Consider the following 26,640-nt stretch of genomic DNA (forward strand, 5'->3'; position numbering starts at 1 on the left):
AACGCTCGGCTGGGAAACCCCAGCCGAGCGCCTGCATAAACTACTCGCAGCTTGATCAAACCAACCACGTGTTGCAACGACCGCTAGAAACCGCCCATCGGCCGGGGCCCCTCTCGCTCCGCTCTTCCCCGTACTGCTACCGCTGCTCCCGGCCGCCGAGCAGCCCCGGCTCCAGCGTGATCCCGCTGAACGGGTCCTCCGGATCGCCGCCCCCGCCGCCGGCGCCGCCGGTCATCCCGGCGATCGCCTGCCCGCCCGGCCGCCCGCCGGGCTTGCCGTCCCCCTGCCTGCCGGGCTTCGCGGGCTTGCCGGGATTGACCGGCGTCGTGGTCGGCTTCCCGCCGGCCGGTCCGGAGCCGGCCGCGGCGTCCGGGATGCTGACCGTGGTGAAGTCGGCTGATTCGCGCCCGGACAGCGCGCCGGTGACCGCGTCCTTCCAGATGGGGCCGGGCAGGCCGCCGCCGAAGACCTTGTCGTAGGACCTGCCGCCGATCATGATGTCCTCCATCGTGATCTTCCGCGCACCACCGGAGCCGACCCACACCGCGCCGGAGATGTTCGGGGTGTAGCCCACGAACCAGGCGTTGTAGCGGTGGTCCGTCGTACCCGTCTTGCCCGCGCTGTCGCGGTCGGTCAGACCGGCCCGCTCACCGGTACCGGCGTCGACCACACCGCGCAGCAGAGTGTTGATGGTGTCGGCGGTGTTCTGCGACATCGCCCGCTCGCACTTCGTCTTCGGCACCGCGAGGGCCTTGCCGTGCGCGTCGGTGATCGACTCGATGGCGATCGGCGTGCAGTGGACGCCGCGGTTGGCGAAGGCCGCGTACGCGTTGGCCATCGTCAGCGGGGACATCTCCTCCGAGCCGAGCGCGATGGCCGGACCGTCCGCGAGCTTCGCGCCGCTCGCCGGGACCACGCCCAGCTTCTGCGTCATCTGCGCGACCGGGCAGAGGCCGATCTCGGAGATCATCTCGACGAAGTAGGTGTTGATCGACTTCTCCATGGCCGTCCGCAGCGCATAGGGGCCGATCTCGTCCTCGGTCTCGTTCTTCGCCGTCTCCTTCGTGGTGTTGACGTACTCGGAACCGTCGCAGCGCGGGATGTTGCTCGGGTAGTCCATCCGGTTCGGCGCCGCGTACACCTTCGTCGGGGGCATGCCCTGCTCCAGGGCCGCCGCCGCGATGAACGGCTTGAAGGTCGATCCGACCTGGAAGCCGAAGTTGGATCCGCCCATCCGCTTGTCGACGGAGTAGTTGATCTGGGTCTCGTTCTTCCCGAAGCCGTACGGCTTGGACTGACCCATCGCCAGCACCCGGCCCGTACCGGGCTCGACCAGCGTCACGGCGGTCGCGATCTCGTCTTCCTGGTAGACGTGATCCTTGATCGACTCGTTGGCCGCGTCCTGCGACTGCGGATCCAGGGTCGTCCGTACGGTCAGGCCCCCCTGGTTCCAGACCTTCGCCCGCTCCTCGCGCGTCTTGCCGAAGACGGGGTCGGTCAGGAAGGAGTTGCGCACGTAGTCGCAGAAGAAGCCCGCGCCCTTGACCGCGGTGATGCAGCCGTTCTTCGGGCGCGTCACCTTCAGGTTGACCGGGTTCGCCTTCGCCGCGTCGGCCTGCGCCTGTGAGATGTCCTTGATGTCGGCCATCCGCTGGAGGACGATGTTGCGGCGCTTCATCGCCTCCTGAGTGTCGTTCACCGGGTCGTACCGGCTCGGCGACTGCACGAGGCCGGCCAGCAGGGCCGACTCCTCCAGGGTCAGGTCCTTGGCGGGTTTGCTGAAGTAGCGCTGGGCGGCGGATTCGATTCCGTAGGCCTGCTGGCCGAAGTACGTGATGTTGAGGTAGTTCTCCAGGATCTTGTTCTTCCCGAGCTCCTCTTCCACCTGGATCGAGTACTTCAGTTCGCGGATCTTGCGGCCGAGGCTCTTCTCCTGCGCCTCGCGCACCTTCGTCTCGTCGTCGCCGGCCTCTTCGACGAACACGTTCTTCACATACTGCTGAGTAAGGGTGGAGGCGCCCTGTGCGGCGCCGCCTTCCTGTGCGTTGCGGTTGACCGCGCGCAGGATGCCCTTGAGGTCGACGGCGCCGTGCTCATAGAAACGCGAGTCCTCGATCGCGACGATCGCCTTCTGCATGTACGGGGAGATGGCCGTCAGCGGGACCACCTGACGGTCGCGCGAATAGACCGTGGCGATCAAGCCACCTTCGGCATCGAGAATCGTGGTCCGCTGGCTCAGCGGCGGAGTCTTGAGATTGGCCGGGATCTCATCGAATCCCTCGACCGTGCCCTTGGCCGCCAGTCCGAGGGCGCCTGCGCCCGGGATCGCGATGCCGGCCAGTACAACTCCGGAGAGAACGGACACTCCGAGGAACTTGGCGGCCTGCTGGCTCCCCGTGAGCCCGCCGCCCGAGCGCTTCTTTGCCATGGAGGGCAGCCTACGTTCTGATTCGCCGGACACGCGCGAATGCCTTGGCCTAAGCTGTCCCCAACTGTCACAGCAGTGCGGTGCGACATCAACCCCACGGCTTGATTTTCACCCTTCCCGAATGGGTGAACTGATGTCTGATTCCCGCTCTTCGGGCTGACCGTACGGTGCGAAGACTCTGCCGATTTCACCCGAATCGCCAGAATGGTCGGGCATGTCGCCGGATCACTCCGTCGGGTGATCTGCCGCTTACCCATAGTCCGTTCGGACCATTCAAGATTGGGCCCGTCGGGGGTGTTGCGCTGTGTCTACCTTCCGTAACGTCCTCAACTGGTAGCGGTGAATATGCCGCTGCCGCCGTGGGGGAGCCTCGATTCGGGAGAGGACGGCGCCGGGATGGGCTGGGTTACCGACTGGAGTGCGCAGGCAGCCTGCCGCACTACCGATCCGGATGAACTGTTCGTTCAAGGAGCGGCACAGAACAGAGCCAAGGCGGTGTGCACCGGATGTCCGGTGCGGACCGAGTGCCTCGCCGACGCGCTCGACAATCGTGTCGAGTTCGGCGTGTGGGGCGGAATGACCGAGCGGGAACGACGCGCACTGCTGCGCCGGCGTCCCACCGTCACCTCGTGGCGACGGCTGCTCGAAACCGCGCGTACGGAGTACGAGCGCAGCACGGGCATCCTCACCATGGATGCGGACGCGGAGATCGGCGTCGACGTTCCGTACGAGGCGTACGCGGCAGCCGGGTAGAACACCCGCACGCCTCGTCCGCACCACCTCGTACGAACCGCTCACGCTCCGGCCGGAACCCCGGCCGCGAGTCGCTCTCCTATGGCCCGCAGCCCGGCGAGGTCGTGCACATCGCCGGGCAGGGCGGCCACTTCGGCCACCGCCACCTCGGGATGCAGTGAGGTGAAACGATCGCGCGTGCGATGCTCGCGGGCGATCACCTGCATCCGCTCGGCGTGCAGACGCAGCAGGCCCGCAGTGATCTCCTCCGCCGTGATGCCGTCGACCTCGACCACGTCGACCTCGTCCACGACCTCGACCACGTCGACCTCGTCCACGTATTCGACCTCGTCCACGTACTCGACGTCGCCCACGTGCTGCACCTCGTCCACGTGCTCCACGTCGCCCACGTCGTCCGGGAGGGTCCCGGCGCCGGGGGAGTCGGGCTCGGGGGAGTCCTTCCCGGTGGTCCTCGCGGTTTCCGCGGCCGCGTCACGAAGTCCAGCTTTCCCGGACTCCTGATCGACAATGCCGCCTTCTTCAAGATTCTCTGCGGCGGCCAGCGCCCGTTCCGCCGACAGTTGTTCAGCCTCGCTGCCGTGCACCCTGTTCAACACCAGCCCGGCCAGCGGCATCTGCTCCGCCGCCAGCCGCTCCACGAAGTACGCGGCTTCGCGCAAAGCATCCGGTTCCGGTGCGGCCACCACCAGGAAAGCGGTGCCGGGAGCCTGCAGGAGCCGGTAGGTCGCGTCCGCGCGGGTGCGGAAACCGCCGAACATGGTGTCCATCGCGGCCACGAAGGTCTGCACGTCCTTCAGCAGCGAGGCGCCCATCAGCTTGCTGAGCGTGCCCGTCATCATCGACATGCCGACATTCAGGAACTTCATCCCGGCTCGGCCGCCCACCTTCGCCGGGGCCATCAGCACGCGGATGAACTTCCCGTCCAGGAAGGACCCCAGACGCTTCGGCGCGTCCAGGAAGTCCAGCGCCGACCGGCTCGGCGGGGTGTCCACGACGATCAGGTCCCAGTCGTCCCGCGCCCGCAGCTGCCCCAGCTTCTCCATCGCCATGTACTCCTGCGTGCCCGCGAAGCCGGCCGACAGGGACTGGTAGAAGGGGTTGGCGAGAATGGCCCGGGCCCGCTCCCCGTCCGCGTGCGCCTCGACGATCTCGTCGAAGGTGCGCTTCATGTCCAGCATCATGGCGTGCAGTTCACCGCCGTCGGCGCCCACCGAGGCGACCTGGCGCGGGGTGTTGTCCAGCGAGTCGATCCCCATCGACTGCGCGAGCCGCCGCGCCGGGTCGATCGTGAGCACGACCACCTTCCGCCCGCGCTCGGCCGCCCGTACGCCCAGCGCCGCGGCCGTGGTCGTCTTGCCGACCCCGCCCGCCCCGCAGCACACGACGATCCGGGTCTTCGGGTCGTCCAGCAGCCGGTCGACCGCCAGCCGCGGTGGTGTGTCCAGGCCCACGGTCTGCACCCTCTCGCTCATTCGGTCCCGGTCTCCGTCTGCTTGCGCAGTTCCGTCGCCAGCTCGTACAGCCCGGCCAGGTCCATCCCCGCGCCGAGCAGGGGAAGTTCGTACGTCGGCACGCGCAGGGCGGCCAGTACGGTGCGCTGCGCGCGCTCCAGCTCCACCCGGCTCGCGTGCTCGGCCGCCTGCGCGAGCAGGGGGTCCACCAGCCGCTCGGCCAGGCCCCCTCGGCGCGCACCGCCGAGGCCCGCCCGGGAAAGGGCCTTGGCGACCTCGGCGCGGCGCTCACCGGACGCCGCGCGCAAGGTGTTCTCGTCCAGGTGGTGCGGTCGCACCATGTTGACGACGACCCGTCCGACGGGCAGCCCGGCCGCGCGCAGTTCCTCGATGCCGTCCGCGGTCTCCTGGACGGGCATCTCCTCCAGGAGGGTGACCAGGTGGACGGCCGTCTCGGGGGACTTGAGCACCTTCATGACGGCCTGCGCCTGATGGTGGATCGGACCGAAGCGGGCCAGGCCCGCCACCTCGTCGTTGACGTTCAGGAACCGGGTGATCCGCCCGGTCGGCGGAGCGTCCATGATGACGTGGTCGTAGACGAACCGGCCGGCCTTGTCCTTGCGCCGCACCGCCTCGCAGGCCTTGCCCGTCAGCAGCACGTCCCGCAGCCCGGGCGCGATGGTGGTCGCGAAGTCGATGGCGCCGAGCTTCTTGAGGGCGCGTCCGGCCGAACCCAGTTTGTAGAACATCTGGAGGTAGTCGAGCAGCGCACGCTCCGCGTCGATGGCGAGAGCGAACACCTCACCGCCCCCGCCGGGCGCCACCGCGATCTTCCGCTCCTCGTAGGGGAGCGCCTCGGCGCCGAAGAGCTGCGCGAGCCCTTGTCTGCCCTCGACCTCCACGAGAAGAGTCCGCTTGCCCTCGCGTGCGAGGGCGAGCGCGAGTGCCGCGGCGACCGTGGTCTTGCCGGTGCCGCCCTTGCCGCTGACCACCTGGAGCCTGCTCACAGCGTCCGAGCCTAACCACTCGGCTCAACCACTCGTCTCCCGGGCCGCGCATGAGCCCCGCACCACAGGCACTACGCTCGCCCCCATGACCAAGAAGTTCGAATACGCGACCGTCCCGCTGCTGGTCCACGCCACCAAGCAGATCCTGGACACCTGGGGCGAGGACGGCTGGGAGCTCGTCCAGGTCGTGCCAGGGCCGAACAACCCCGAGCAGCTCGTGGCCTACCTCAAGCGGGAGAAGGCATGACCGGCGTCATCGAGGCGAAGATCGCCGAGCTCGGGCTGACCCTGCCCGAGGTCGTCCCGCCGCTGGCCGCCTACCAGCCGGCCGTGCGGTCGGGCGGGTACGTGTACACCGCGGGCCAACTGCCGATGATCAAGGGGAGCCTGCCGGTCACCGGCAAGGTCGGCGCCGAGGTCTCGGCGGAGCAGGCCAAGCAGCTCGCCGCGACCTGCGCGCTGAACGCTCTCGCCGCAGTCAAGTCGGTCGTCGGTGACCTCGACAAGATCGCGCGTGTCGTCAAGGTGGTCGGCTTCGTCGCCTCGGCCCCGGACTTCACGGGCCAGCCGGGCGTGCTGAACGGCGCGAGCGAGCTCCTGGGCGCGGTCCTCGGCGATAAGGGCGTCCACGCGCGCAGCGCGGTGGGCGTGGCGGTGCTCCCGCTGGATGCGCCGGTCGAGATCGAGATCCAGGTCGAGCTGGACCCCTCTGCCTGACGGGGTACCAGCGTCTGCCTGACGCCGCGACCGCGTCCCGGCAGGGGCGCGGGCGGCGGCCGGGCGACGCGGCGTAGCGCCGGGCGACGCGGGGCGACCTCGAACATCGGGCCGGATGGCCGTAGCATCCGGCCATGCCGAATGGTCAGCACAGCCAGCCGCCGCGCGCCACCCCCGGCGGCCAGTGGTACCCGCCGGAGTGGCCCGACCGGATCCGCGCTCTCGCGGACGGCTCGCTCACCCCGGTACGGCCGAGGCGCGCCGCCACCGTGATGCTGCTGCGCGACACCCCGGCCGGTCCCGTCGTGCACATGCTGCGCAGACGGGCCTCCATGGCCTTCGCGGGAGGCGCGTACGCGTATCCCGGCGGGGGCGTCGACCCCCGAGACCAGGACCACCTCGTGGGCTGGGCCGGACCCGGCCGGGACGTGTGGGCGGCGCGGCTCGGCACGGAACCGGCCGTCGCCCAGGCCATCGTGTGCGGCGCCGTACGGGAGACCTTCGAGGAGTCGGGCGTCCTGCTCGCCGGGGAGAGCCCGGACACCGTCGTCGGGGACACCACCGGTGACGACTGGGAGGCCGACCGGCAGGCCCTCGTGGCGCGGGAGCTGTCCTTCGCCGAGTTCCTCGACCGCCGCGGTCTGCGGCTGCGCTCCGACCTCCTCGGGGCGTGGGCGCGCTGGATCACCCCGGAGTTCGAGCCCCGCCGGTACGACACGTGGTTCTTCGTCGCCGCCCTCCCGGAGGGCCAGCGCACCCGCAACGCCTCGACCGAGGCCGACCGGACCGTGTGGATCCGCCCGGCCGACGCGGCCGCGGGCTACGACGCGGGCGAGCTGCTGATGATGCCGCCCACCATCTCCACCCTGCGTTCCCTGGAGCCGTACGGGAGCGCCGCCGAAGCGCTCGCGGCGGCCTCGGCCCAGGACCTCGCGCCGGTCCTCGCCCGGGCCGTCCTGGAGGACGGCGAGGTGGTGCTCAGCTGGCCGGGCCACGATGAGTTCACCAAGCGCGTCCGTTCGGGAGGCAGCGCATGACCGAAGCCGCCGCACTGCCCGGCCAGCCCCGCGGAGTGGTCACCTCCGGCCCCGCCACCGCCCGTGCGGTCAACGTCCTGGCTCCGAACGCCTCCGCGATGACCCTGGACGGCACCAACACCTGGCTCGTCTCCGAACCCGGTTCCGACCTGGCCGTCGTCATCGACCCCGGGCCGCTGGACGACGGGCACCTGCGCGCGGTCATCGCCGCCGCCGAGCGGGCGGGCAAGCGGATCGCGCTCACCCTGCTCACCCACGGCCACCCCGACCACGCCGCGGGCGCCGGCCGGTTCGCAGAGCTCACCGGTACCAAGGTCCGCGCGCTGGACCCGGCCCTGCGCCTCGGCGACGAGGGGCTCGCCGCCGGGAACGTGATCCGGACCGGCGGGCTGGAGCTGGGCGTCGTGCCGACCCCCGGCCACACCGCCGACTCGCTCTGCTTCCACCTGCCCGCCGACCGGGCCGTCCTGACGGGCGACACCGTGCTCGGCCGCGGCACGGCCGTCGTGGCGCACCCCGACGGCCGCCTGGGCGACTACCTGGACTCCCTGCGCCGGCTGCGCTCGCTGACCGTGGACGACGGCGTCCACACGGTCCTGCCGGGCCACGGGCCCGTCCTGGACGACGCTCAGGGGGCCGTGGAGTACTACCTGGCCCATCGGGCGCACCGCCTCGCCCAGATCGAGACGGCGGTCGAGGACGGCTTCACCACGGCCGAGGCGATCGTCGCCCACGTCTACGCGGATGTGGACCGCTCGCTGTGGCCGGCCGCGGAATGGTCCGTCCGGGCGCAGCTGGAGTACCTGCAAGATCACGGACTGATCCCGGGGGGCCCGGAGTGACCACGCTCTTCCCGTGCTCGTCCTGCCGGTAAGGGGCCTCGACTCCTCGGCTCCTCGACTCCTCGGCTTCCTAGGACGACAGGACGCGGCGAGGGCTCTTCGTGCCGTGCCGGGCGGTGTACTCGTGCGCCAGCCACGGTCCGAGGTCCTCGGTGTAGCCGTGGAGCACCGCCGGGTCGGCGACCGGGTCCAGGGCCACGGCGGCGGCCGCCCGCACCTGCGCCGCGCGCTGGGGGTAGTAGCGGCCGAAGATCTCCGCGGATTCGGCCAGGTCGCTGGTCCAGCCGCCCCACCGCGGCATGATGAGCGTGAAGGCGGTGCGCACCAGGTGCCGCGCGAAGAACCGGCTCAGCCGGCGGTACTCCTCCGCGGTGGACGCCTCCCGTACGCTCGCCCGCCACCGGGGCAGTACGTCGGCCAGGTCGCCGTTGGTCTCCCGCGCGAGCAGGCTGTCCGGGCGGTAGCGGGGCAGGTGCTCGGCCAGGTCCGCGCCGAGCAGGGGGGTGCAGAGGCAGGCGAGGAACCAGCCCAGGTCGTGGCGTTCCCGCTCGCTCAGCAGCGTCTCCTTGCCGTACAGCAGCAGGCCCACCCCGTCGATCTGCGGGAAGTCCTCGTCGAGCCCGCGCGCCAGCACCTCGGCGGTGTCCCGGTCCTCGTCGGCGGGCTCGTGGTGCAGGGCGAGCAGCAGGTCGAGGTCGGACCGCCCCGGCCGGGCCGTCCCCCGCGGCACGGACCCGTACAGGTACGCGCTGTGCAGCCGCCGCCCGTACGCCTCCGCGACGCGCTCCCGCGCGGCCGCGACGACTCCCGCGAAGTCGGCCGGCACCCGCCCGAGGGATCCCTCGCGCTCGAAGTACCCGTCCGCGTCCAGCCCTCTGTGTCCCATGCCTCTACTGTGCCGGGGGTTCACGCGGCCGCTGTGCCGGGGGTTCACGCGGCCGCGCCGCCGGCGACGGCGCGGCGTCCGGACGCGCGAGAGGGCCCCGCCCGGCGTACGGGCAGGACCCTCTCGGCGGAGACGGGCGGTGGCGTCAGCGGGACCGCTTCGCGAGGCGCTCCACGTCCAGCAGGATGACCGCGCGGGCTTCCAGGCGCAGCCAGCCGCGGCCCGCGAAGTCGGCCAGAGCCTTGTTCACGGTCTCGCGCGAGGCGCCGACGAGCTGGGCGAGCTCCTCCTGCGTCAGGTCGTGCACGACGTGGATGCCCTCCTCCGACTGCACGCCGAAGCGGCGCGACAGGTCGAGGAGCGCCCGCGCCACACGGCCGGGGACATCGGAGAAGACCAGGTCGGACATCTGGTCGTTGGTCTTGCGCAGGCGCCGGGCGACGGCGCGCAGCAGCGCGGTCGCGACCTCGGGCCGGGCGTTCAGCCACGGCTGGAGGTCGCCGTGTCCCAGACCGAGCAGCTTGACCTCGGTGAGGGCGGTGGCGGTGGCGGTGCGCGGGCCCGGGTCGAAGAGCGACAGCTCGCCGATCAGCTCGCCGGGGCCGAGGACGGCCAGCATGTTCTCGCGGCCGTCCGGCGAGGTGCGGTGGAGCTTCACCTTGCCCTCGGTCACGACATACAGCCGGTCACCGGGGTCGCCCTCGTGGAACAGGGCGTCACCGCGTGCGAGGGTCACCTCGCCCATGGAGGCGCGGAGCTCCGCGGCCTGCTCGTCATCGAGCGCCGCGAAGAGCGGGGCGCGCCGCAGAACGTCGTCCACGAATCTCTCTCCTATGTCGACCGGCTCAGGGGACCGCTCCCCATTTTGCCGGACGGCTCAAACAGTGCGATCAGTCACAAGGATGCCGGACGTACGCGTGTGCTGTGCGGCGGGAGACCGATCGGGGCGGTGTTACCTGAGGTCCGGGCGGGTGTCAGCGACCGGCCTTAGGCTGGCCGGGTGTCCAATAAGCCGGTGAGAGCACAGGCCAAGGGGTCCGCCGGAGTGACGGCGGCCCATAATTCAGCCGTGGGCGAACATACCCCCACGATGGCGTCCGGGGAAGCTTCGCCGAGCCCCCCGGGCAAAGCTTCGGCCAAGAAACCCAAGGCCGCCGGGCCGGAATCCCGCCTGGCCATGGTGCGCCGCGCGCGCCGCATCAACCGCGAGCTGGCCGAGATCTATCCGTACGCCCATCCGGAGCTGGACTTCCGCAATCCCTTCGAGCTGCTGGTCGCCACGGTGCTGTCCGCGCAGACCACCGACCTGCGGGTGAACCAGACGACCCCGGCCCTCTTCGCCGCCTACCCGACTCCCGAGGACATGGCGGCGGCCGCCCCGGAGGATCTGGAGGAGATCATCCGGCCGACCGGATTCTTCCGGGCCAAGTCCAAGGCCCTGCTCGGCCTCTCCCAGGCGCTGCGGGACAACTTCGGCGGCGAGGTCCCGGGCCGCCTCGACGACCTGGTGACCCTGCCCGGGGTGGGCCGCAAGACCGCCAATGTGGTCCTCGGCAATGCCTTCGGTGTCCCCGGGATAACCGTGGACACCCACTTCGGGCGGCTGGTCCGCCGCTGGAAGTGGACGGAGCAGGAGGACCCGGAGAAGGTCGAGGAGGAGATCTGCGCGATCTTCCCGAAGAGCGAGTGGACGATGCTCTCGCACCGCGTCATCTTCCACGGGCGCCGGGTCTGCCATGCGCGCAAGCCCGCGTGCGGCGCCTGCGCGATCGCCCCTCTGTGCCCGGCGTACGGGGAGGGCGAGACCGACCCGGAGAAGGCGAAGAAGCTGCTCAAGTACGAGATGGGCGGGTACCCGGGCCAGCGCCTGAGCCCGCCGTCGGACTACCCGGGGCGGCCGGCCCCGCCGCTCGGCGGCTCCGGCCCCGCCGGAGGTTGAGGCCGGCGCTGCGCGGCGGCCGACCGGAAAGGGCGTCGGCGGCGGCGCCGAGGCGGTAGGAACGAATCGGTACCCGGACCGCGTTGGCGGTGCGGGGGAACACGGACAGGGGTGCCTATGACGCGCGGTACACGGGACGAGGCCACGGCGGCCCGCGAGGGCGGCGGCCTGGCCGTCAGCACCGACGGGCTGCCCAGCTGGCTGGAGCCCGTCGCGGCGGCCGCCCGCACCGTCGAGCCGCGCCAGCTCAGCCGGTTCCTGCCGCCCGAGGACGGCGGCGGCCGCCAGTCCGCCGTGCTCATCCTGTTCGGCGAGGGCGCCCGCGGCCCGGAGCTGCTGCTCATGGAGCGCTCCGGCACCCTGCGCTCGCATGCCGGCCAGCCCTCCTTCCCCGGTGGCGCCCTCGACCCGGGGGACGGCGACCCGCTGACCACCGGCCCGCTGCGGGCCGCGCTGCGGGAGGCCGAGGAGGAGACCGGCCTGGACCCCGCGGGCGTCCAGCTCTTCGGGGTGCTGCCCCGCCTGTACATCCCCGTGAGCGGGTTCGTCGTGACCCCGGTCCTCGGCTGGTGGCGCGAGCCGAGCCCGGTCGGCGTCGTGGACCCGGCCGAGACGGCCCGCGTCTTCACGGTTCCGGTGGCCGATCTCGCGGATCCGGAGCACCGTGTCACCGTCGTCCACCCCGGCGGCTACCAAGGCCCCGCGTTCACGGTCGAATCGGCCCTGGTCTGGGGTTTCACCGCCGGGGTGATCGACCGGCTGCTGCACTTCGCGGGCTGGGAGCGCCCCTGGGACCGCTCGCGCCACGTCCCGCTCGACTGGCACGCATGAGACGGTGGCCCACGTGAACGTGCTGGACATCCTGTTGTTGCTCGCTGCCGTGTGGTTCGCGATCGTCGGCTACCGCCAGGGGTTCGTCGTCGGCATCCTGTCGGTGATCGGCTTCCTCGGCGGCGGTCTCATCGCCGTTTCCCTGGTTCCGCTGATCTGGGACCGGGTGACCGACAACGGCACCCAGGTGTCCACCACGGTCGTGGTCATCACCGTGGTTGTGATCATCATCTGCGCCTCGGTCGGCCAGGCCTTCACCACCCATCTCGGCAGCAGGCTCAGGCGCCACATCACCTGGTCGCCGGCGCGCGCGCTCGACGCGACCGGCGGCGCGCTCGTCAATGTGGTCGCGATGCTGCTGGTGGCCTGGCTGATCGGTTCCGCACTCGCCGGGACCTCGCTTCCCACCCTGGGCAAGGAGGTCCGCAACTCCAAAGTGCTCCTCGGCGTGTCGCGGGTGCTGCCCGACCAGGCGAACACCTGGTTCTCGGAGTTCAGTTCGACTCTGGCGCGCAACGGGTTCCCCCAGGTGTTCAGCCCGTTCTCGAACGAGCCCATCACCGAGGTCAAGGCGCCCGACCCGGCGCTCGCCGGCAGCCCCGTCGCCGAGCAGGCCAAGCGCTCGATCGTGAAGGTCGTCGGCACCGCGCCCAGCTGCAGCAAGGTGCTGGAGGGCACCGGCTTCGTCTTCGCCCCCGGCAGGGTGATGACCAACGCGCACGTCGTCGGCGGGGTCGGCGAGCCGACCGTGCAGGTCGGCGGCGAGGGCAGGCTGTATGACGGCAAGGTCGTGCTCTACGACTGGGAGCGCGACATCGCCGTCCTCGACGTGCCCAAGCTGAAGGCGCCGCCGCTGGAGTTCTCCGACAGGGACGCGGTGAGCGGCAGCGACGCGATCGTCGCCGGCTTCCCGGAGAACGGTGCGTACGACGTCCGCGCGGCCCGCGTCCGCGGCCGGATCAATGCCAGCGGCCCCGACATCTACCACCGCGGTACGGTCCGCCGGGACGTCTACTCGCTGTACGCGACGGTCCGCCAGGGCAACTCCGGCGGCCCGCTGCTGACGCCCGACGGCAAGGTGTACGGGGTCATCTTCGCGAAGTCGCTGGACGACCCGAACACCGGTTACGCGCTGACGGCGGACGAGATCCGCGACGACATCCGCATCGGCAGGATCGCCGACCGCCGGGTCGAAAGCCAGGGCTGCGCCCTGTGAGCCGTACGGGCACGGGTCGCCCGTACGGACCGGAGGGGGCGTGGCCCAGGTCCGCGGAAGCGCGTACGGGCACGCTTCCGGTCCGCGGGCGCGCGTACGGCCGCGAGGGGGTCTCTACGTCCGCGGGTGGCGCAGGCGCGCCGAGACCCAGCGGGCCCGGCGGCGCAGGATGCGGGGGATCCCGAGCCGGAGGTCGTGGCCGGGCCGGCCCGGCCTCTCCTGGGTGCCCGGCGTCACTGCCGAGCGGCGTTCGTGTGCGGTGTCACCGTAGTCGTGCGTCCAGCTCATACTCCGAGCTGTGCCCGTGCCCCAAGGTCGGTAATCCCGTCCGGGGCGGCCAATTGGCGTATGCGCCGGGCAATTGAATGCTTGTCGGACAGTCGTACGACCGGGCGCGCGCGCACGTCTGACGGTCCGTCAGCGGTCGGGCTCCGGATCCCGCAGCCAGTTCACCAGCTCGGTCGAGAAGGCGACGGGATCCTCCTCGTGCGGGAAGTGGCCGAGACCGTCGAACAGCCGCCAGCGGTACGGGGCTTCGACGTACTCCCCGGACCCGGCCGCACTGCGCGTGCGCATCACCGGATCGAGCGAGCCGTGCAGGTGCAGCGTCGGGACCCGCACCGGCCGCTTCATCCGGCGGTTGAACTGCAGCCCGTCGGGGCGCGCCATCGAGCGCATCATCCAGCGGTACGGCTCGATCGAGCAGTGCGCGGTGGACGGGATGCACATGGCCCGCCGGTAGACGGCGAGGGCCTCGTCCGCCGACTCGTCCTGGAGCCGGGGACCCGACCAGTCCCGGATCAGCTCGCCCACGAGCGCCCCGTCGTCCGCGACGAGCTGCCGCTCCGGCAGGAACGGCCGCTGGAAGCCCCAGATGTGCGAACTCGCCCGCGTCTGCCCGAAGTCCGAGAGCATCGCCGAACGCCAGCGGCGCGGATGCGGCATGGAGGAGACGACGAGCCGGCGCACCAGCTTGGGCCGCATCACGGCCGCCGTCCAGGCCAGGTAACCGCCCAGGTCGTGCCCGACCAGCGCGGCGTCCGGCTCGCCGAGGGACCGTACGACCCCGGTGATGTCGAGGGCCAGGTTGGCCGGGTCGTAGCCGCGCGGGGTGCGGTCGCTGCCGCCCACTCCGCGCAGGTCCATCGCGACCGCGCGGTATCCGGCGTCGGCGAGCGCGGTCAGCTGGTGGCGCCAGGTCCACCAGAACTGCGGGAAACCGTGCAGCAGCAGCACCAGCGGCCCGTCACCGAGCTCGGCGACGTGGAAACGGGCGCCGTTGGCGGCGACGTCCCGGTGCGTCACGGTTCTCCCGCCCGGGAGGTCGAGCCGTACCGCCGTGGCAGCGGTGGGGGGATTGCCGAAGTCGGGGGTGGACGCTGTCATGAAGACGAGCGTGCCACACCCACAGCCTTGTCACTGACCGGCCGCGGGTGCGGCTTGACCGTCCCGACGAGCGCCGCCGTCCGCTTGACGGAGGCGATGGACTTCTCCGGCGGCTTGACCTTCTTGAACTTGCGTACGGCGATCAGCCCGAGCAGCGCCGCGATCAGCCAGAACGCCCCGCCGACGATCAGGAACGACGCCCACAGCGGCAGTCCGAGGTTGTGGAGTCCGTAGGCCGCGGCGAAGCTCAGGACCGGCAGGGAGAAGAGCACGAGCACGCCCGCGACGACGGCCGCGCCGCCGCCGATGCCCGCGCGCTTGACGTCCAGGCGCAGTTCCGCCTTGGCGAGGGCGATCTCGTCGTGTACCAGGGCGGACATCTCGGCGGTGGCCGAGGCGACCAGCTGGCCGAGTGTGCGCTCGGCTCCCTGCGCCTCTTGGTCCACTGCGCTCATCGCTCTCTCCCTCTGTCGTCTGCCGGCGGCGGCTTCCTCCGCGTGTGTCCGATCATGCCGGACGGTCGCCCTTGTTGGTGGACCCGACTGCCGCGGTCTCGGCCTTCCGGCGGTGTTCCGCGGCCCTCTCCTCGTAGATCCTCGCCATCCGGAGGTGGTATTCGGGCTGGCCCTCCTCGTAGATGTCGGGGATGCCGTCGTTGTCCTCGTCGCGCTCCTCGGCCTCCGTAAGCGCCTTGTACGTGCGGTTGCGGAGCTTGAGCATGGCCCCCGCGAGTACGGCGGCGATGAGGGAGCCGATCAGGACGGCGGCCTTCACCTCGTCGGTGAGGACCTGATCGCCGGCGAAGGCGAGCTCGCCGATCAGGAGGGAGACGGTGAAGCCGATGCCGGCGAGTATGGCCACGGCGAACACGTCCGGCCAGGCGAGGTCGTCGTTCAGCTCGGCCTTGGTGAAACGGGCCGCCAGCCAGGTGCCGCCGAAGATGCCGACGGCCTTGCCGACGACCAGGCCGAGGACGACGCCGAGGGTCTCGGGCCGGCTGAAGACCTGTCCGATGGCCCCGCCGGAAAGGGAGACGCCGGCGGCGAACAGCGCGAAGAGGGGCACGGCCAGACCGGCCGAGACGGGCCGGACGAGGTGCTCGATGCGCTCGCCCGGGGAGTGGTGCTCGCCGTCCGCGCGGGTGCAGCGCAGCATCAGGCCCATGGCGACGCCCGCGATGGTGGCGTGCACGCCGCTGTTGTACATCAGGCCCCAGACGACCAGGGCGAGCGGCAGGTAGACGTACCAGCCGCGGACGTTCTTGCGCAGCAGGAACCAGAAGAGCACCAGGCCCGCGACCGCGCCGGCGAGCGCGGGGAAGTTGATGTCGCTGGTGAAGAAGACCGCGATGATCAGGATGGCGAAGAGGTCGTCGACGACGGCGAGGGTCAGCAGGAAGGCGCGCAGCGCGGAGGGCAGCGAGGTGCCGATGACCGCGAGGACGGCGAGCGCGAAGGCGATGTCGGTGGCGGTGGGCACGGCCCAGCCGTCCATCGATCCGTTGCCGAAGGTGTTGACCAGGACGTACACCAGCGCGGGCGCGGCCATGCCGCAGAGGGCGGCGATCACCGGGAGCGCGGCCGCCCTGGCGTCGCGCAGGTCACCCGCCACGAGCTCGCGCTTGAGCTCGATGCCGGCGACGAAGAAGAAGACGGCGAGCAGGCCGTCGGCCGCCCAGTGCTGGAGCGAGAGGTCCAGGCCGAGGGCGGAGGGGCCGATGTGGAGGGAGCGGACGCTCTCGTAGCCGTCCGAGAGGGCCGGGGTGTTGGCCCACACCAGGGCGGCGATCGCGGCCAGCAGGAGCAGCACACCACCGACGGTCTCGGTGCGCAGGGCTTCGGCTACGAAGCGGCTCTCGGGGAACGACAGCCGGCCGAGCACCTTGCGGCTCGGGGTCCGGCTCCGGTCGTCGGTGGGTGCGGGCGCGCTCACGAGGTGGCCTCCGGTTGGTCGACGGCATGACGAAGCAGTTGCCGACCAGACTTCCCGGCGCACCCTGTGGTCTTTCTTTACGCTTTGAATATTTTACAGGGGCGCATGTAAGGGCGCATCCGGCGATCTTCACTTTAAGCGTGAAAGGGGCATCCGGCGCGGCGCGCCGAATGCCCCTGACCAGCTCCCGTACGGGGTGTCTCAGTCCTCGCTGCCTGCGGCCGGAAGCCTGCTCTGGATCAGGTCCATGACCGAGGAGTCCGCGAGCGTGGTGACGTCACCGATCGCCCGGTTCTCCGCCACGTCGCGCAGCAGGCGGCGCATGATCTTGCCCGAGCGGGTCTTCGGCAGTTCCTGTACCGGCAGGATCCGCTTCGGCTTGGCGATCGGGCCGAGCGTGGCGGCGACGTGGTCCCGCAGCTCCCCGACCAGCGTCGCGGTCTCGGAGGCGCTGCCGCGCAGGATGACGAAGGCCACGATGGCCTGACCGGTGGTCTCGTCGTTGGCGCCGACCACGGCGGCCTCCGCGACGGAGGGGTGTGAGACGAGCGCCGATTCGACCTCGGTGGTCGAGATGTTGTGGCCCGAGACGAGCATCACGTCGTCCACCCGGCCGAGCAGCCAGATGTCGCCGTCGTCGTCCTTCTTGGCGCCGTCGCCCGCGAAGTACTTGCCCTCGAAGCGCGACCAGTAGGTGTCGATGAACCGCTCGTCGTCACCCCAGATCGTGCGCAGCATCGACGGCCACGGCTCCGTGAGGACCAGGTAGCCGCCTCCGCCGTTCGGGACCTCGCGCGCCTCGTCGTCCACGACGGTGGCGCGGATTCCCGGCAGCGCGCGCTGTGCGGAGCCCGGCTTGGTGTGGGTGACGCCCGGCAGCGGGGAGATCATCATCGCGCCGGTCTCGGTCTGCCACCAGGTGTCCACGATCGGGCAGCGGTCACCGCCGATGTGCTTGCGGTACCACATCCAGGCCTCGGGGTTGATCGGCTCGCCGACCGAGCCGAGGACGCGCAGGCTCGACAGGTCGAACTTCGCGGGGATGTCGTCGCCCCACTTCATGAACGTACGGATGGCCGTCGGAGCGGTGTAGAGGATGGTGACGCCGTACTTCTGCACGACCTCCCAGAAACGGCCCTGGTGCGGCGTGTCGGGCGTGCCCTCGTACATCACCTGGGTGGCGCCGTTCGCGAGCGGCCCGTAGACGATGTACGAGTGCCCGGTGACCCAGCCGATGTCCGCGGTGCACCAGTAGACGTCGGTCTCCGGCTTCAGGTCGAAGACGGCGTAGTGGGTGTACGCCGCCTGCGTGAGGTAGCCACCCGAGGTGTGCAGGATGCCCTTCGGCTTACCCGTGGTCCCCGAGGTGTAGAGGATGAAGAGCGGGTGCTCGGCGTCGAAGGCCTGCGGCGTGTGCTCGGCCGACTGCCGTCCGACCAGGTCGTGCCACCAGATGTCCCGGCCCTCGGTGAAGGCGGTCTCCTGGCCGGTGCGGCGTACGACGAGGACGTGCTCGACCTGTGGGCACTTGGCCACGGCGTCGTCGATGGCGGGCTTCAGGGCGGAGGGCTTGCCGCGGCGATAGCCGCCGTCGGCCGTGATGACCAGCTTCGCGTCGGCGTCCTGGATGCGGGAGGCCACGGCCTCGGCGGAGAAGCCGCCGAAGACCACGGAGTGCGCGGCTCCGATACGGGCGCACGCGAGCATCGCGACGACCGCCTCGGGGATCATCGGCAGGTAGACGGCGACGCGGTCACCGGCCCGTACACCGAGCTCGGTCAGGGCGTTGGCGGCCTTGGAGACCTCGTCCTTGAGCTCGGCGTAGGTGATGGCGCGGCTGTCGCCGGGCTCGCCCTCGAAGTGGATGGCGACGCGGTCCCCGTTGCCGGCTTCGACGTGGCGGTCCACGCAGTTGTAGGCGACGTTGAGCGTGCCGTCCGCGAACCACTTCGCGAAGGGCGGGTTGGTCCAGTCGAGCGTCTCGGTCGGCTCGGTGTCCCAGGTCAGCCGGCGCGCCTGCTCGGCCCAGAAGCCCAGCCTGTCCGCGTCGGCCTGTGCGTACGCAGCCTCTGTCACATTGGCGGCGGCGGCCAGGTCGGCAGGCGGAGCGAAGCGTCGCTCCTCCTTCAACAGATTGGCCAGGCTTTCATTGCTCACGACATCTCCCTTTCCCAGGGTGTCCGTTGTGTCCCCGGGCATAGCTCATCAGTCAGCGGCCCAGGTGACAAGAGGTAGCCGGTAATTGGTTTAGACCTATAGCACGTCTGGACGTCGGGTGGGAACGGCTTGCGCGCGCGTGCCGAAGCCTGCCCGTGCGCACACGCGGAGGACGTGCGGCACGGGGACGGCCTGGGTACGGCGCAGGCACGCGTAGGCCGCGTAGGCACGGCGTACGAATGGCCCCTTCCCGCTGCAGGGTGCGGGAAGGGGCCAACCGACTGCACGGATACGGGAGGGTATCGGTTCAGGTGTGCTGGCCGACGCTGTCGAAGACGCCGCAGTCGAAGAAGTCCTCCCGCTCGGACAGCAGGTACGCCTGTGCCTCGCCGACGTGGAAGTACATGCCGTGCAGCTCCAGCGTGCCCTCGGCGAGCCGTCGGGCCACCGGTCCGTGAGCCCGCAAGTGCTCCAGCTGCTGGACCACATTGGTCAGGCACAGCTGCTCCACGGCGTCGGCCGGGAGCCGGCCCGCGATCCTGGCCCAGGCGTGGTGCCGGCTGCGCATGCGCTCCAGGCTGGGCAGACCATGGCGCAGCCAGCGCCGCAACGGGGTCATCGGCGCCACCGGTGAGGAGTTCAGCAGCGCCTGCATGGCCCCGCAGCCCGAATGCCCGCACACCGTGATGCTGTCCACCTCCAGCACGTCCACGGCGTACTCGATGGCCGCCGCCACCGAGTCGTCGGCGGATTCCGCTCCGGGCGGGGGGACCAGGTTGCCGACATTGCGCACGGTGAAGAGGTCCCCCGGGCCGCTGGCCGTGATCATGCTGGTCACCAGCCGGGAATCCGCGCAGGTGAGGAAGAGCTGCGAGGGCCGCTGCCCTTCGCGGGCCAGGCGGGCCAGCTCGTCCCGCACGCGGGGGGCCGTGTCGCGCTGAAAGGCGCTGATGCCGCTCGCCAGTTGGCCCGCGCCGCGTCGGCGGGGCGCGGCGGCCCGGGTCTCGGAGGCCGGGGTTTCGGAGGCCGCGGTTTCGGAGGCCGGTGGGTCGCCGGCCGTACACTGCGTGGGCCGGTGGTCGCAGTGGTTCTTCCACGGCGTCCACGGCCGGCAGCACTGGTGCGACCCGCGCTGGGGGCCGCGCCGGACGCCGGAGGCACCCTCGGTCCAGTCGGCCCGGCTCGCCCGCTCGCACTCCGCGATCCGGGGCGTGCCCGAGCGGCCGGTGACCTCGACGGAGCCCCCGTGCGCCAGCTGGGAATTCCGCCAGTCCTGAAGTGTCTCGTAGGCCGCGTGGTCCATGAACGAGCCGTCCAGCTCGATCACCGCGCGGGCGTCGTGCGGGATCTGGTTCAGCACCCGGCTCAGCCGTGGCACCGCGAGGAAGGTCAGCTGCCCCCGCGCACAGACCCGGTGGACCCCGTCGTCCAGCAGCTCCACCGTGATCCGGGTACGGGCCAGCCGGTGCAGGGCCAGCGCGACGGCCACCGCGATGCCGATGGCGACGCCCTCCAGGACCCCGCCCAGCACCACCGCGACGATGGTCGTGCCGTAGACGACCGCCTCCCGGTGCCGGGTGACGCTGCGCAGATGCGTGATGCTGACCATCTGCACGCCCACCGCCATCACCAGCGCCGCCAGCGCGGCCAGCGGGATCAGGTCGAGGACCGGGACGAGCAGCGCGGCCGCGAGCAGCACCCAGAAGCCGTGCAGCATGGTCGACCGGCGACTGACCGCACCGGATTTGACGTTCGCCACGCTGCGGACGGCCACGCCCGTGATGGGCAGACCGCCCAGGGCGCCGGAGACGATGTTCGCGGCGCCCTGGCCGCGCAGCTCCCGGTTGAGGTCGGCCCGCGGCGGGCGGTTGCCCGCGCCCCTCTCGGAGGCGATCAGCTTGTCGGTGGCGACCGCGGACAGCAGGGACTCCACGCTGCCGACCAGGGTGATGGTCAGCACGGCGGCGATGATGCCGAGGACCGGGCCCTCGGGCAGCTCGGGCAGCGCGTGGCTGCTCCAGGACGGCAGGTCCACCCGGGGCAGGGTCAGCCCGGCCAGCGTGGCCACGGCGGTGGCCGCGGCGACGGCGGCGAGCGCGGCCGGCACCTTGCGCAGGGCGCGGCCGGTGCGCCCGGGCAGTCTCGGCCAGGTGAGCAGGACGAGCAGCGTCAGCGCGCTGACGCCGAGGGCGGCCGGGTGCAGATCGGCCAACTGGCCGGGCAGCCCTCGAACATTGGCGATGGCGGAGCTCTGCGGGGTGCCGCCGAGCACGATGTGCAGCTGGGCCAGCGCGATGGTCACGCCGATGCCCGCGAGCATGCCGTGCACGATGGCCGGGCTCACCATGAGCGCGGACCGGGCGGTGCGCAGGACGGCGAGGCCGAGCTGGCAGAAGCCCGCCAGCACGGTGATGGCGCAGGTGGTGCGCCATCCGTAACGCTGGATCATTTCGGCCGTGACGACGGTGAGTCCGGCCGCGGGCCCGCTCACCTGGAGCGGAGCGCCGCCGAGCCGCCCGACCACGATCCCGCCGACCGCCGCGGCGACCAGACCGGCTTGGAGCGGTGCGCCGGTGGCCAGGGCGATGCCCAGGGAAAGCGGCAGGGCGATCAGAAAGACGGCGATGGAGGAGGAGAGGTCGGCTGAGAGGCCGGCCGGTAGGCCCTTGCGGGATGTGGAGCGGGACCCAGAAGCGGAGCCCGTGCTTGTGCCGGAGCCTGCGGGGACTCCTTCGGCGTGGGCCTTGGCCTGGTCCTGGGCGCGGCCTTTGGTGCGGCGTGTGCGGGAGGTGGCTGTCATAAGGTCCCGTCTCCTCCGGGAGGGGTGAAGCGGCGGGAGTCTCAACACTCGGTAAATGAAGGGTAATGGAGAGTAAAGGCGAGCGGGCGGCAATACGGGCAAATGGCGTACAAATTAGCGCCTGAGAGTGATTAAGCATTTTGTACGGCTTGTCACCTCTTCCTCGAAGTAGGCCGCATGGGACGTTGCGGCCCGGAAGTCTGCGACGGAACTGTGAGGGAGAGGTGGGGCGAATGATCGCCGCCACGAAGAAGGTCGCCGGCGGCTTGGTCGCCACGGCTCTGGTCCTGGGAGCGGCCGGGTGCGGCTCCTCCGAGCCTGCCGGGCCCGCCGGTTCCGGAAGGCAGGGCGCGAACGGAGGCGCCCGTGCCCCGGAGGCGCCCGGGAGCGTGAACCGGCCCATCGGTGACGGCTCGACCGCCTACACCGGCCCGCAGCCGCACGTCCAGCAGGTGCAGAAGCTGAAGCCGGGTCAGCGGCCGCCGCAGTTCGTGGTGTTCTCGTGGGACGGGGCCGGCGAGGACAGTCAGAGGCTCTTCTCCCACTTTCGCCAGGTCGGCAAGAAGTACAACGCCCGCATGACGTACTTCCTCAGCGGCGTGTACCTGCTCCCGGAGGAGAAACGTTCCCTCTATATCGCCCCCCAGCACGCCCCCGGCCGCTCCGAGATCGGCTTCGGCGACCTCCAGGGCATCAAGGACACCGCCACCCAGGTGCGCGCGGCCTGGCTGGAGGGCAACGAGATCGGCACCCACTTCAACGGCCACTTCTGCGGGCCCGAGGGCGGCGTCGGCACCTGGTCCGTGGAGGAGTGGAAGAGCGAGATCATCCAGGCCAAGTCATTCGTCAAGAACTGGAAGACCAACGCGGGCCTGAAGGGCATGCCGGCACTGCCCTTCGACTACGAGAAGGAGCTCATCGGCGCCCGCACCCCCTGCCTGGAGGGCCAGAAGAACTTCATGCTGGCGGCGAAGGCCATGGGTGGCTTCCGCTACGACTCCAGCGGCATCAGCAAGCAGATCTGGCCCAAGAAGAAGGACGGCCTCTGGGACATCCCGCTGCAGCTCGTGCCCATCCCGGGCCGCGCGTTCGAGACCCTGAGCATGGACTACAACTTCATGGTCAACCAGTCCGGATCGACCACCCAGGGTGACCCCCTGCAGCACAGGTACTGGGGCGACCAGATGCGCGACGGCCTGCTCAAGGCCTTCGACCGGGCCTACCGGGGCAACCGCGCACCGCTGATCATCGGCAACCACTTCGAGTCCTGGAACGGCGGCACCTACATGCGTGCCGTCGAGGAGTCCATCAAGGCTATGTGCACCCAGAAGGAAGTCCGCTGCGTGCCCTTCCGCGAGCTGGTCGACTGGCTGGACGCCCAGGACCCGAAGACCTTGGAGCGGATGCGCACCCTCGACGTGGGCCAGACGCCGAAGGAGGGCTGGACGCAGTTCCTCACCGCGCCGCCCACGCCCACGCCGTCGGCCGCGCCCGCGGGCCCCGCAGGCGTCAAGCCGGCTGGGGAGCCGGCTGATGCGGATGAGGACGAGGGCTGACCAGGTCCCCCTCCTGGGCCTCCCCGCCCTGTCCGGTCGTCTCTTCCCGCCCCTCGTGAGTCTCCCGCCGCTCTTGGCTCGGTTGTCCCGCCTGAGCGTCGGGGATTCCGTCCTCGGCCCGATCGTCCGCGTCCGCGTTGGCGCTGGCGCTGGCGTCCGTGCTGACGCTGTCACTCAGCCCGTCCCCGATCCCGCCACGGGCCCCCTCGCGGAGTTCCTCGCGCAGGACGAAGCCGGGGTCGATCTGGTCCGCCAGGTCGGTCCCGGTCCTGGCGTTCCCCCAGCTCTCCGCGTTCTTGAGGTGGAAGCGCACCATCTGCTCGGTGTACCGGTCCCAGTCGCGGTGAGCGTACGAATCGTCGGCCGCGTCCTGGAGGGCCTGGAGCGCGAGCCGGTTGGTCGCCTCCAGCAGCTCGAAGGCGGCCGGGCGGCCCTTCTCCATGGCCCGTACCCAGTCGGAGTGCCCGACGGTCACCAGCAGGTCCTCGCCCACCTCGTCCTGGAGGAACTCGATGTCCTCCGGACCCTGCACCTTGTTGCCGACGACCTTGAGAGCCACCCCGAAGTCCCCCGCGTACTCCTTGTACTGGCGGTAGACGGAGACGCCCTTGCGGGTCGGCTCGGCGACCAGGAAGGTCATGTCGAAGCGGGTGAACATGCCGGAGGCGAAGGAGTCCGAGCCGGCCGTCATGTCGACGACCACGTACTCGTCCGGACCGTCGACCAGGTGGTTGAGGCAGAGCTCGACCGCCCCGACCTTGGAGTGGTAACACGCCACGCCGAGATCCGACTCGGTGAAGGGCCCGGTGGCCATGAGACGTACGAGTCCGCTGTCGCTGTCGCCGTCGAGCAGGACCGTGCGCGCGCAGGCCTCGTAGACCGGGTTGTCCTCGGTGACCCGCAGCAGGCGCGAACCCGTGCCCGGCGGGGTCGTCTTGATCATCGTCTCGGCCGACGAGATGCGCGGATTGGAGCCGCGCAGGTATTCCTTGATCAGGGGCAGGCGCGCGCCCATGGCGGGCAGTGCGGCGGCCTCCTCCTCGCCGAGTCCGAGCGCGGCGCCCAGGTGCTGATTGATGTCGGCGTCCACCGCGACGACGGGGGCTTCATTGGCGGCGAGGTGGCGGATGAACAGGGAGGACAGCGTGGTCTTGCCGCTGCCGCCCTTTCCCACGAAAGCGATCTTCATGTTCACCAAGGGTAGTGGAGCGGTCGCAGGGCGTGGTCACGGTCAGTGAAGAAGACCACTCGAAGGAGGGGTCGGTGCTATGGGTGGGCAGTGCGTAGGCTCCCTACTTATGAGTAGCGCTTCTGACTCCGCATCCGGTCCGGCTTCGCCCTCCGCTTCCGCGCCGGTTCCCCCGCCGGGCCCGGCTGCTGCGCCCGGCGCGGCCGCCGCGGCCGACCCGCTGGCGCCGCTGGGCGCGCTGCCGGGTGTCGCCGAGTCCGTGGATTCCGTACGCAAGGCCGTGGACCGGGTCTACGGGCACCGCGTGATGCGCCGCCGCAGTGCGGAGATCACCTCGGAGGCCGCACTGCGCGGCGCTCGCGGGAGCGCCGCGCTCTCGGGGGCCGACTGGGCGCTGGAGGAGGTGCGCCGCCGGACCGACTTCGGGTCGGAGCCGGAGGCGCTGACGGTCGGCGCCGCGCTGCGGCTCACCGCCGAGGCCGGCCAGCTGCTGAGCATCTGGCGCCAGTCGCCGCTACGGGTCCTGGCGCGGCTGCACCTCGTCGCGTCGGGGTCGACGGCGGACGGGGACGTGGTGGGCCGACCGCGTCTCGCGGGTGAACCGGTGGACGAGCCCCTGGTGACCCTTCCTCTGCCCAGCGCGGAGGAGGTCGCGGGCCGGCTCGACGGCCTGTCCCGTCTGATCATCGCGGGCGGCTCGGCGCCGGCCCTGATCGCAGCGGCGGTCGTGCACGGCGAGCTGCTGGCCCTGCGCCCCTTCGCCACCTACAACGGCCTGGTCGCACGGGCTGCCGAGCGCATCGTCCTGATCAACAGCGGCCTGGATCCCAAGGCGATCTGCCCGGCTGAGGTCGGTCACGCGGAACTGGGGCGCGACGCGTATCTGGCCGCCTTCGAGGGCTACGTATCCGGGACCGGGGAGGGCATGGCCGCTTGGATCGCCCACTGCGGCCGCGCGATCGAGCTCGGTGTCCGTGAGTCGACGGCGGTCTGCGAGGCGCTGCAGCGCGGCGCGGCGTAACGGCCTGATGTCGTTGCCGCGCGCATCCCCTCGGGGGCGTCGCGGCTGCGGGGAGTCCCCCGACATGGGTTGCGGCGACACCGTGTTGCTTCGGTGCCGCCGCTGGCAATCGCGCCGGGTTACCAAGCGTCCTCGATGGTTGCCCATCAGGCCGGGAACTTTGCCCGTCACCTGGTGCGGCTGGCCCGTAATCGACGGGTCGACGTCGCGTGGGTGCCCGGCGTTCATGCTTCGGTCCGTGGGCCTTACTGCGTTTAAAGATGATCCTTTCGGATGTTCTTCGGTCTCGCGGGCCTTGACTCCTTTCTACTCCGCTCGGCAAGCAAACGAAAGCCCTGGCCGCACTTCTTTACTTTCTGGGCAATGCCGGACTAATCGGACGGGTGGGAACCTCGCAAGTCAGGACATCCCGACCCGTCCACGGTGAGAGGTCGCCCCCACGATGCCCCTGCTCACGTGGCTGCGGCGGCAGCGGTGAACGCTCCGGCCCGGCGCCGGCTCGCGTACCAGACGAGGCCCGCCGTCGCGGCTGCCGCGCCCACGGCGGCCGCGGCGATCAGCGCGGGCCGCGCGGGCATCGACAGCCCCGGCAGCCGCTGCTTGAGCCGCACCGGCCGGTTGAAGACGAGGACCGGCCAGTCCCGGGCCGTGGCCTCCCGGCGCAGTGCACGGTCGGGGTTCACGGCGTGCGGGTGTCCGACCGCCTCCAGCATCGGGACGTCGGTGGCCGAGTCGCTGTAGGCGTAGCACCGAGCGAGGTCGTACCCCTCGGACTCGGCGAGCTCCCGTACGGCCTCCGCCTTCGTGGGGCCGTAGGCGTAGTACTCGATCTCGCCGGTGAAGCAGCCGTCCTCCCCCACGACCATGCGGGTGGCGACGACGCGGTCGGCGCCGAGCATCTCGCCGATGGGCTCGACGACTTCCGCGCCCGAGGTAGAGACGATCACTACGTCCCGGCCGGCCGTGTGGTGTGCCTCGATGAGGGACGCGGCCTCGTCGTAAATGATCGGGTCGATCAGGTCGTGCAGGGCTTCGGCGACGATCTCCCGCACCTGCTGCACGTTCCACCCCTTGCAGAGGGCGGACAGGTACTCGCGCATCCGCTCCATCTGGTCGTGGTCGGCGCCGCCGGCCAGGAAGATGAACTGCGTGTACGCGGTGCGCAGCACGGCTCGCCGGTTGATCAGGCCGCCTTGGTAGAAGGACTTGCTGAACGTCAGAGTGCTCGACTTCGCAATGACCGTCTTGTCCAGGTCGAAGAAGGCTGCGGTGCGAGGCAAGGAGAGCGGCAAGGGCTGATTTTCCACGAGCCGAGCATATGCGCCCACCATTCGGCGTAAAGTATGGCGCGTGGGTTTGCCTGAGAAGGCTCTCGGGTACACCATGGAAGTCACGGATCGTTCGCGACCGTGCTAACCCGGTCTGGCTCCTCCCCCCCCGAGTCGGACCGTGGGGACGACCCCCGCTCTCCCCCCCGGCGGGGGTCGTCGCA

22 protein-coding genes and 1 pseudogene are annotated in these 26,640 nt (G+C 70.8%); 10 read left to right on the forward strand and 13 right to left on the reverse strand.

What is annotated here, in order from left to right:
• Positions 1-136 precede the first annotated feature (136 nt).
• A complete protein-coding gene (locus ACWDX7_RS15445) occupies positions 137-2,428 on the reverse strand; it encodes a transglycosylase domain-containing protein (RefSeq protein ID WP_451491451.1) in 2,292 nt (763 codons plus the stop codon).
• A gap of 396 nt (positions 2,429-2,824) precedes the next feature.
• On the opposite strand from ACWDX7_RS15445, the gene ACWDX7_RS15450 reads away from it, so the two are divergent.
• Complete coding sequence (locus ACWDX7_RS15450; RefSeq protein ID WP_451491458.1) at positions 2,825-3,181, forward strand: WhiB family transcriptional regulator; 357 nt, start codon at positions 2,825-2,827, stop codon at positions 3,179-3,181.
• 41 nt (positions 3,182-3,222) lie between these two features.
• Here ACWDX7_RS15450 and ACWDX7_RS15455 read toward each other — a convergent pair whose 3' ends face one another.
• Together ACWDX7_RS15455 and ACWDX7_RS15460 are read right to left on the reverse strand one after the other, a co-directional pair.
• Positions 3,223-4,653 (reverse strand): ArsA family ATPase, encoded by a 1,431-nt coding sequence (locus tag ACWDX7_RS15455; RefSeq protein WP_451491450.1) that lies wholly within the window; start codon positions 4,651-4,653, stop codon positions 3,223-3,225.
• Entirely contained in the window at positions 4,650-5,639 is a 990-nt protein-coding gene (locus ACWDX7_RS15460) for an ArsA family ATPase (RefSeq protein WP_451491449.1), read from the reverse strand. The genes ACWDX7_RS15455 and ACWDX7_RS15460 overlap by 4 nt, the downstream gene beginning before the upstream one ends.
• Before the next feature lie 85 nt (positions 5,640-5,724).
• On the opposite strand from ACWDX7_RS15460, the gene ACWDX7_RS15465 reads away from it, so the two are divergent.
• The 4 genes from ACWDX7_RS15465 to ACWDX7_RS15480 all read left to right on the forward strand — a co-directional run bounded on the left by ACWDX7_RS15465 (position 5,725) and on the right by ACWDX7_RS15480 (position 8,235).
• Positions 5,725-5,886, forward strand: a complete 162-nt coding sequence (locus ACWDX7_RS15465; RefSeq protein ID WP_007264966.1) for a DUF4177 domain-containing protein — start codon at positions 5,725-5,727, stop codon at positions 5,884-5,886.
• Entirely contained in the window at positions 5,883-6,356 is a 474-nt protein-coding gene (locus ACWDX7_RS15470) for a RidA family protein (protein WP_451491448.1), read from the forward strand. Before ACWDX7_RS15465 ends, ACWDX7_RS15470 begins: the two co-directional genes overlap by 4 nt.
• 134 nt (positions 6,357-6,490) lie before the next feature.
• Positions 6,491-7,393, forward strand: coding sequence for an NUDIX hydrolase (locus tag ACWDX7_RS15475; RefSeq protein ID WP_451491447.1), 903 nt, complete (start codon positions 6,491-6,493; stop codon positions 7,391-7,393).
• Entirely contained in the window at positions 7,390-8,235 is an 846-nt protein-coding gene (locus ACWDX7_RS15480; RefSeq protein WP_451491446.1) for an MBL fold metallo-hydrolase, read from the forward strand. Before ACWDX7_RS15475 ends, ACWDX7_RS15480 begins: the two co-directional genes overlap by 4 nt.
• 70 nt (positions 8,236-8,305) lie before the next feature.
• On the opposite strand, the gene ACWDX7_RS15485 is transcribed toward ACWDX7_RS15480, so the two are convergent.
• The gene (locus ACWDX7_RS15485; protein WP_451491445.1) at positions 8,306-9,121 is read right to left on the reverse strand and encodes a nucleotidyltransferase domain-containing protein; all 816 of its coding nucleotides are present in this window, start codon (positions 9,119-9,121) and stop codon (positions 8,306-8,308) included.
• Between the two features lie 145 nt (positions 9,122-9,266).
• The gene (locus ACWDX7_RS15490; protein WP_003981529.1) at positions 9,267-9,941 is read right to left on the reverse strand and encodes a Crp/Fnr family transcriptional regulator; all 675 of its coding nucleotides are present in this window, start codon (positions 9,939-9,941) and stop codon (positions 9,267-9,269) included.
• 270 nt (positions 9,942-10,211) lie between these two features.
• Here ACWDX7_RS15490 and nth point away from each other — a divergent pair, with 270 nt between their 5' ends.
• The 3 genes from nth (at position 10,212) to ACWDX7_RS15505 (ending at position 13,107) form a co-directional block, all read left to right on the forward strand.
• Positions 10,212-11,060, forward strand: a complete 849-nt coding sequence (gene nth / locus ACWDX7_RS15495) for an endonuclease III (protein ID WP_451491457.1) — start codon at positions 10,212-10,214, stop codon at positions 11,058-11,060.
• 117 nt (positions 11,061-11,177) lie between these two features.
• Positions 11,178-11,891: an NUDIX hydrolase gene (locus tag ACWDX7_RS15500; RefSeq protein ID WP_451491444.1), complete on the forward strand. Its 714-nt coding sequence runs from the start codon at positions 11,178-11,180 to the stop codon at positions 11,889-11,891.
• A 13-nt stretch (positions 11,892-11,904) separates the two neighbouring features.
• Positions 11,905-13,107 carry a MarP family serine protease gene (locus tag ACWDX7_RS15505; protein WP_451491443.1) on the forward strand — a complete coding sequence of 401 codons (1,203 nt, stop codon included), beginning with the start codon at positions 11,905-11,907 and terminating at the stop codon, positions 13,105-13,107.
• Positions 13,108-13,221: 114 nt separating this feature from the next.
• Here ACWDX7_RS15505 and ACWDX7_RS15510 read toward each other — a convergent pair whose 3' ends face one another.
• The 6 genes from ACWDX7_RS15510 to ACWDX7_RS15535 all read right to left on the reverse strand — a co-directional run bounded on the left by ACWDX7_RS15510 (position 13,222) and on the right by ACWDX7_RS15535 (position 21,382).
• Positions 13,222-13,395: a hypothetical protein gene (locus ACWDX7_RS15510; RefSeq protein ID WP_451491442.1), complete on the reverse strand. Its 174-nt coding sequence runs from the start codon at positions 13,393-13,395 to the stop codon at positions 13,222-13,224.
• 129 nt (positions 13,396-13,524) lie between these two features.
• Positions 13,525-14,493: an alpha/beta fold hydrolase gene (locus ACWDX7_RS15515; protein ID WP_451491441.1), complete on the reverse strand. Its 969-nt coding sequence runs from the start codon at positions 14,491-14,493 to the stop codon at positions 13,525-13,527.
• On the reverse strand, positions 14,490-14,948 hold the full coding sequence (locus ACWDX7_RS15520) for a phage holin family protein (RefSeq protein WP_451491440.1): 459 nt from the start codon (positions 14,946-14,948) through the stop codon (positions 14,490-14,492). Before ACWDX7_RS15520 ends, ACWDX7_RS15515 begins: the two co-directional genes overlap by 4 nt.
• A gap of 52 nt (positions 14,949-15,000) precedes the next feature.
• The gene (nhaA, locus tag ACWDX7_RS15525) at positions 15,001-16,425 is read right to left on the reverse strand and encodes a Na+/H+ antiporter NhaA (RefSeq protein ID WP_451491439.1); all 1,425 of its coding nucleotides are present in this window, start codon (positions 16,423-16,425) and stop codon (positions 15,001-15,003) included.
• 201 nt (positions 16,426-16,626) lie between these two features.
• The gene (gene acs / locus ACWDX7_RS15530; protein WP_451491438.1) at positions 16,627-18,624 is read right to left on the reverse strand and encodes an acetate--CoA ligase; all 1,998 of its coding nucleotides are present in this window, start codon (positions 18,622-18,624) and stop codon (positions 16,627-16,629) included.
• A gap of 265 nt (positions 18,625-18,889) precedes the next feature.
• Positions 18,890-21,382, reverse strand: a complete 2,493-nt coding sequence (locus ACWDX7_RS15535) for a bifunctional SulP family inorganic anion transporter/carbonic anhydrase (RefSeq protein ID WP_451491437.1) — start codon at positions 21,380-21,382, stop codon at positions 18,890-18,892.
• 233 nt (positions 21,383-21,615) lie between these two features.
• Here ACWDX7_RS15535 and ACWDX7_RS15540 point away from each other — a divergent pair, with 233 nt between their 5' ends.
• Entirely contained in the window at positions 21,616-22,938 is a 1,323-nt protein-coding gene (locus ACWDX7_RS15540) for a hypothetical protein (RefSeq protein ID WP_451491436.1), read from the forward strand.
• A 211-nt stretch (positions 22,939-23,149) separates the two neighbouring features.
• On the opposite strand, the pseudogene ACWDX7_RS15545 reads toward ACWDX7_RS15540, so the two are convergent.
• Positions 23,150-24,127 (reverse strand): annotated as a pseudogene (locus ACWDX7_RS15545) (ATP-binding protein); the annotation flags it as partial.
• A 109-nt stretch (positions 24,128-24,236) separates the two neighbouring features.
• Here ACWDX7_RS15545 and ACWDX7_RS15550 point away from each other — a divergent pair.
• On the forward strand, positions 24,237-25,148 hold the full coding sequence (locus ACWDX7_RS15550; protein ID WP_451491435.1) for an oxidoreductase: 912 nt from the start codon (positions 24,237-24,239) through the stop codon (positions 25,146-25,148).
• A 452-nt stretch (positions 25,149-25,600) separates the two neighbouring features.
• Here the strand turns inward: ACWDX7_RS15550 and ACWDX7_RS15555 are convergent, their stop codons facing one another.
• Positions 25,601-26,479: an HAD family hydrolase gene (locus tag ACWDX7_RS15555; RefSeq protein WP_451491434.1), complete on the reverse strand. Its 879-nt coding sequence runs from the start codon at positions 26,477-26,479 to the stop codon at positions 25,601-25,603.
• Positions 26,480-26,640 lie beyond the last annotated feature (161 nt).

The sequence above is a fragment of the Streptomyces sp. NPDC003034 genome, from assembly GCF_053591375.1.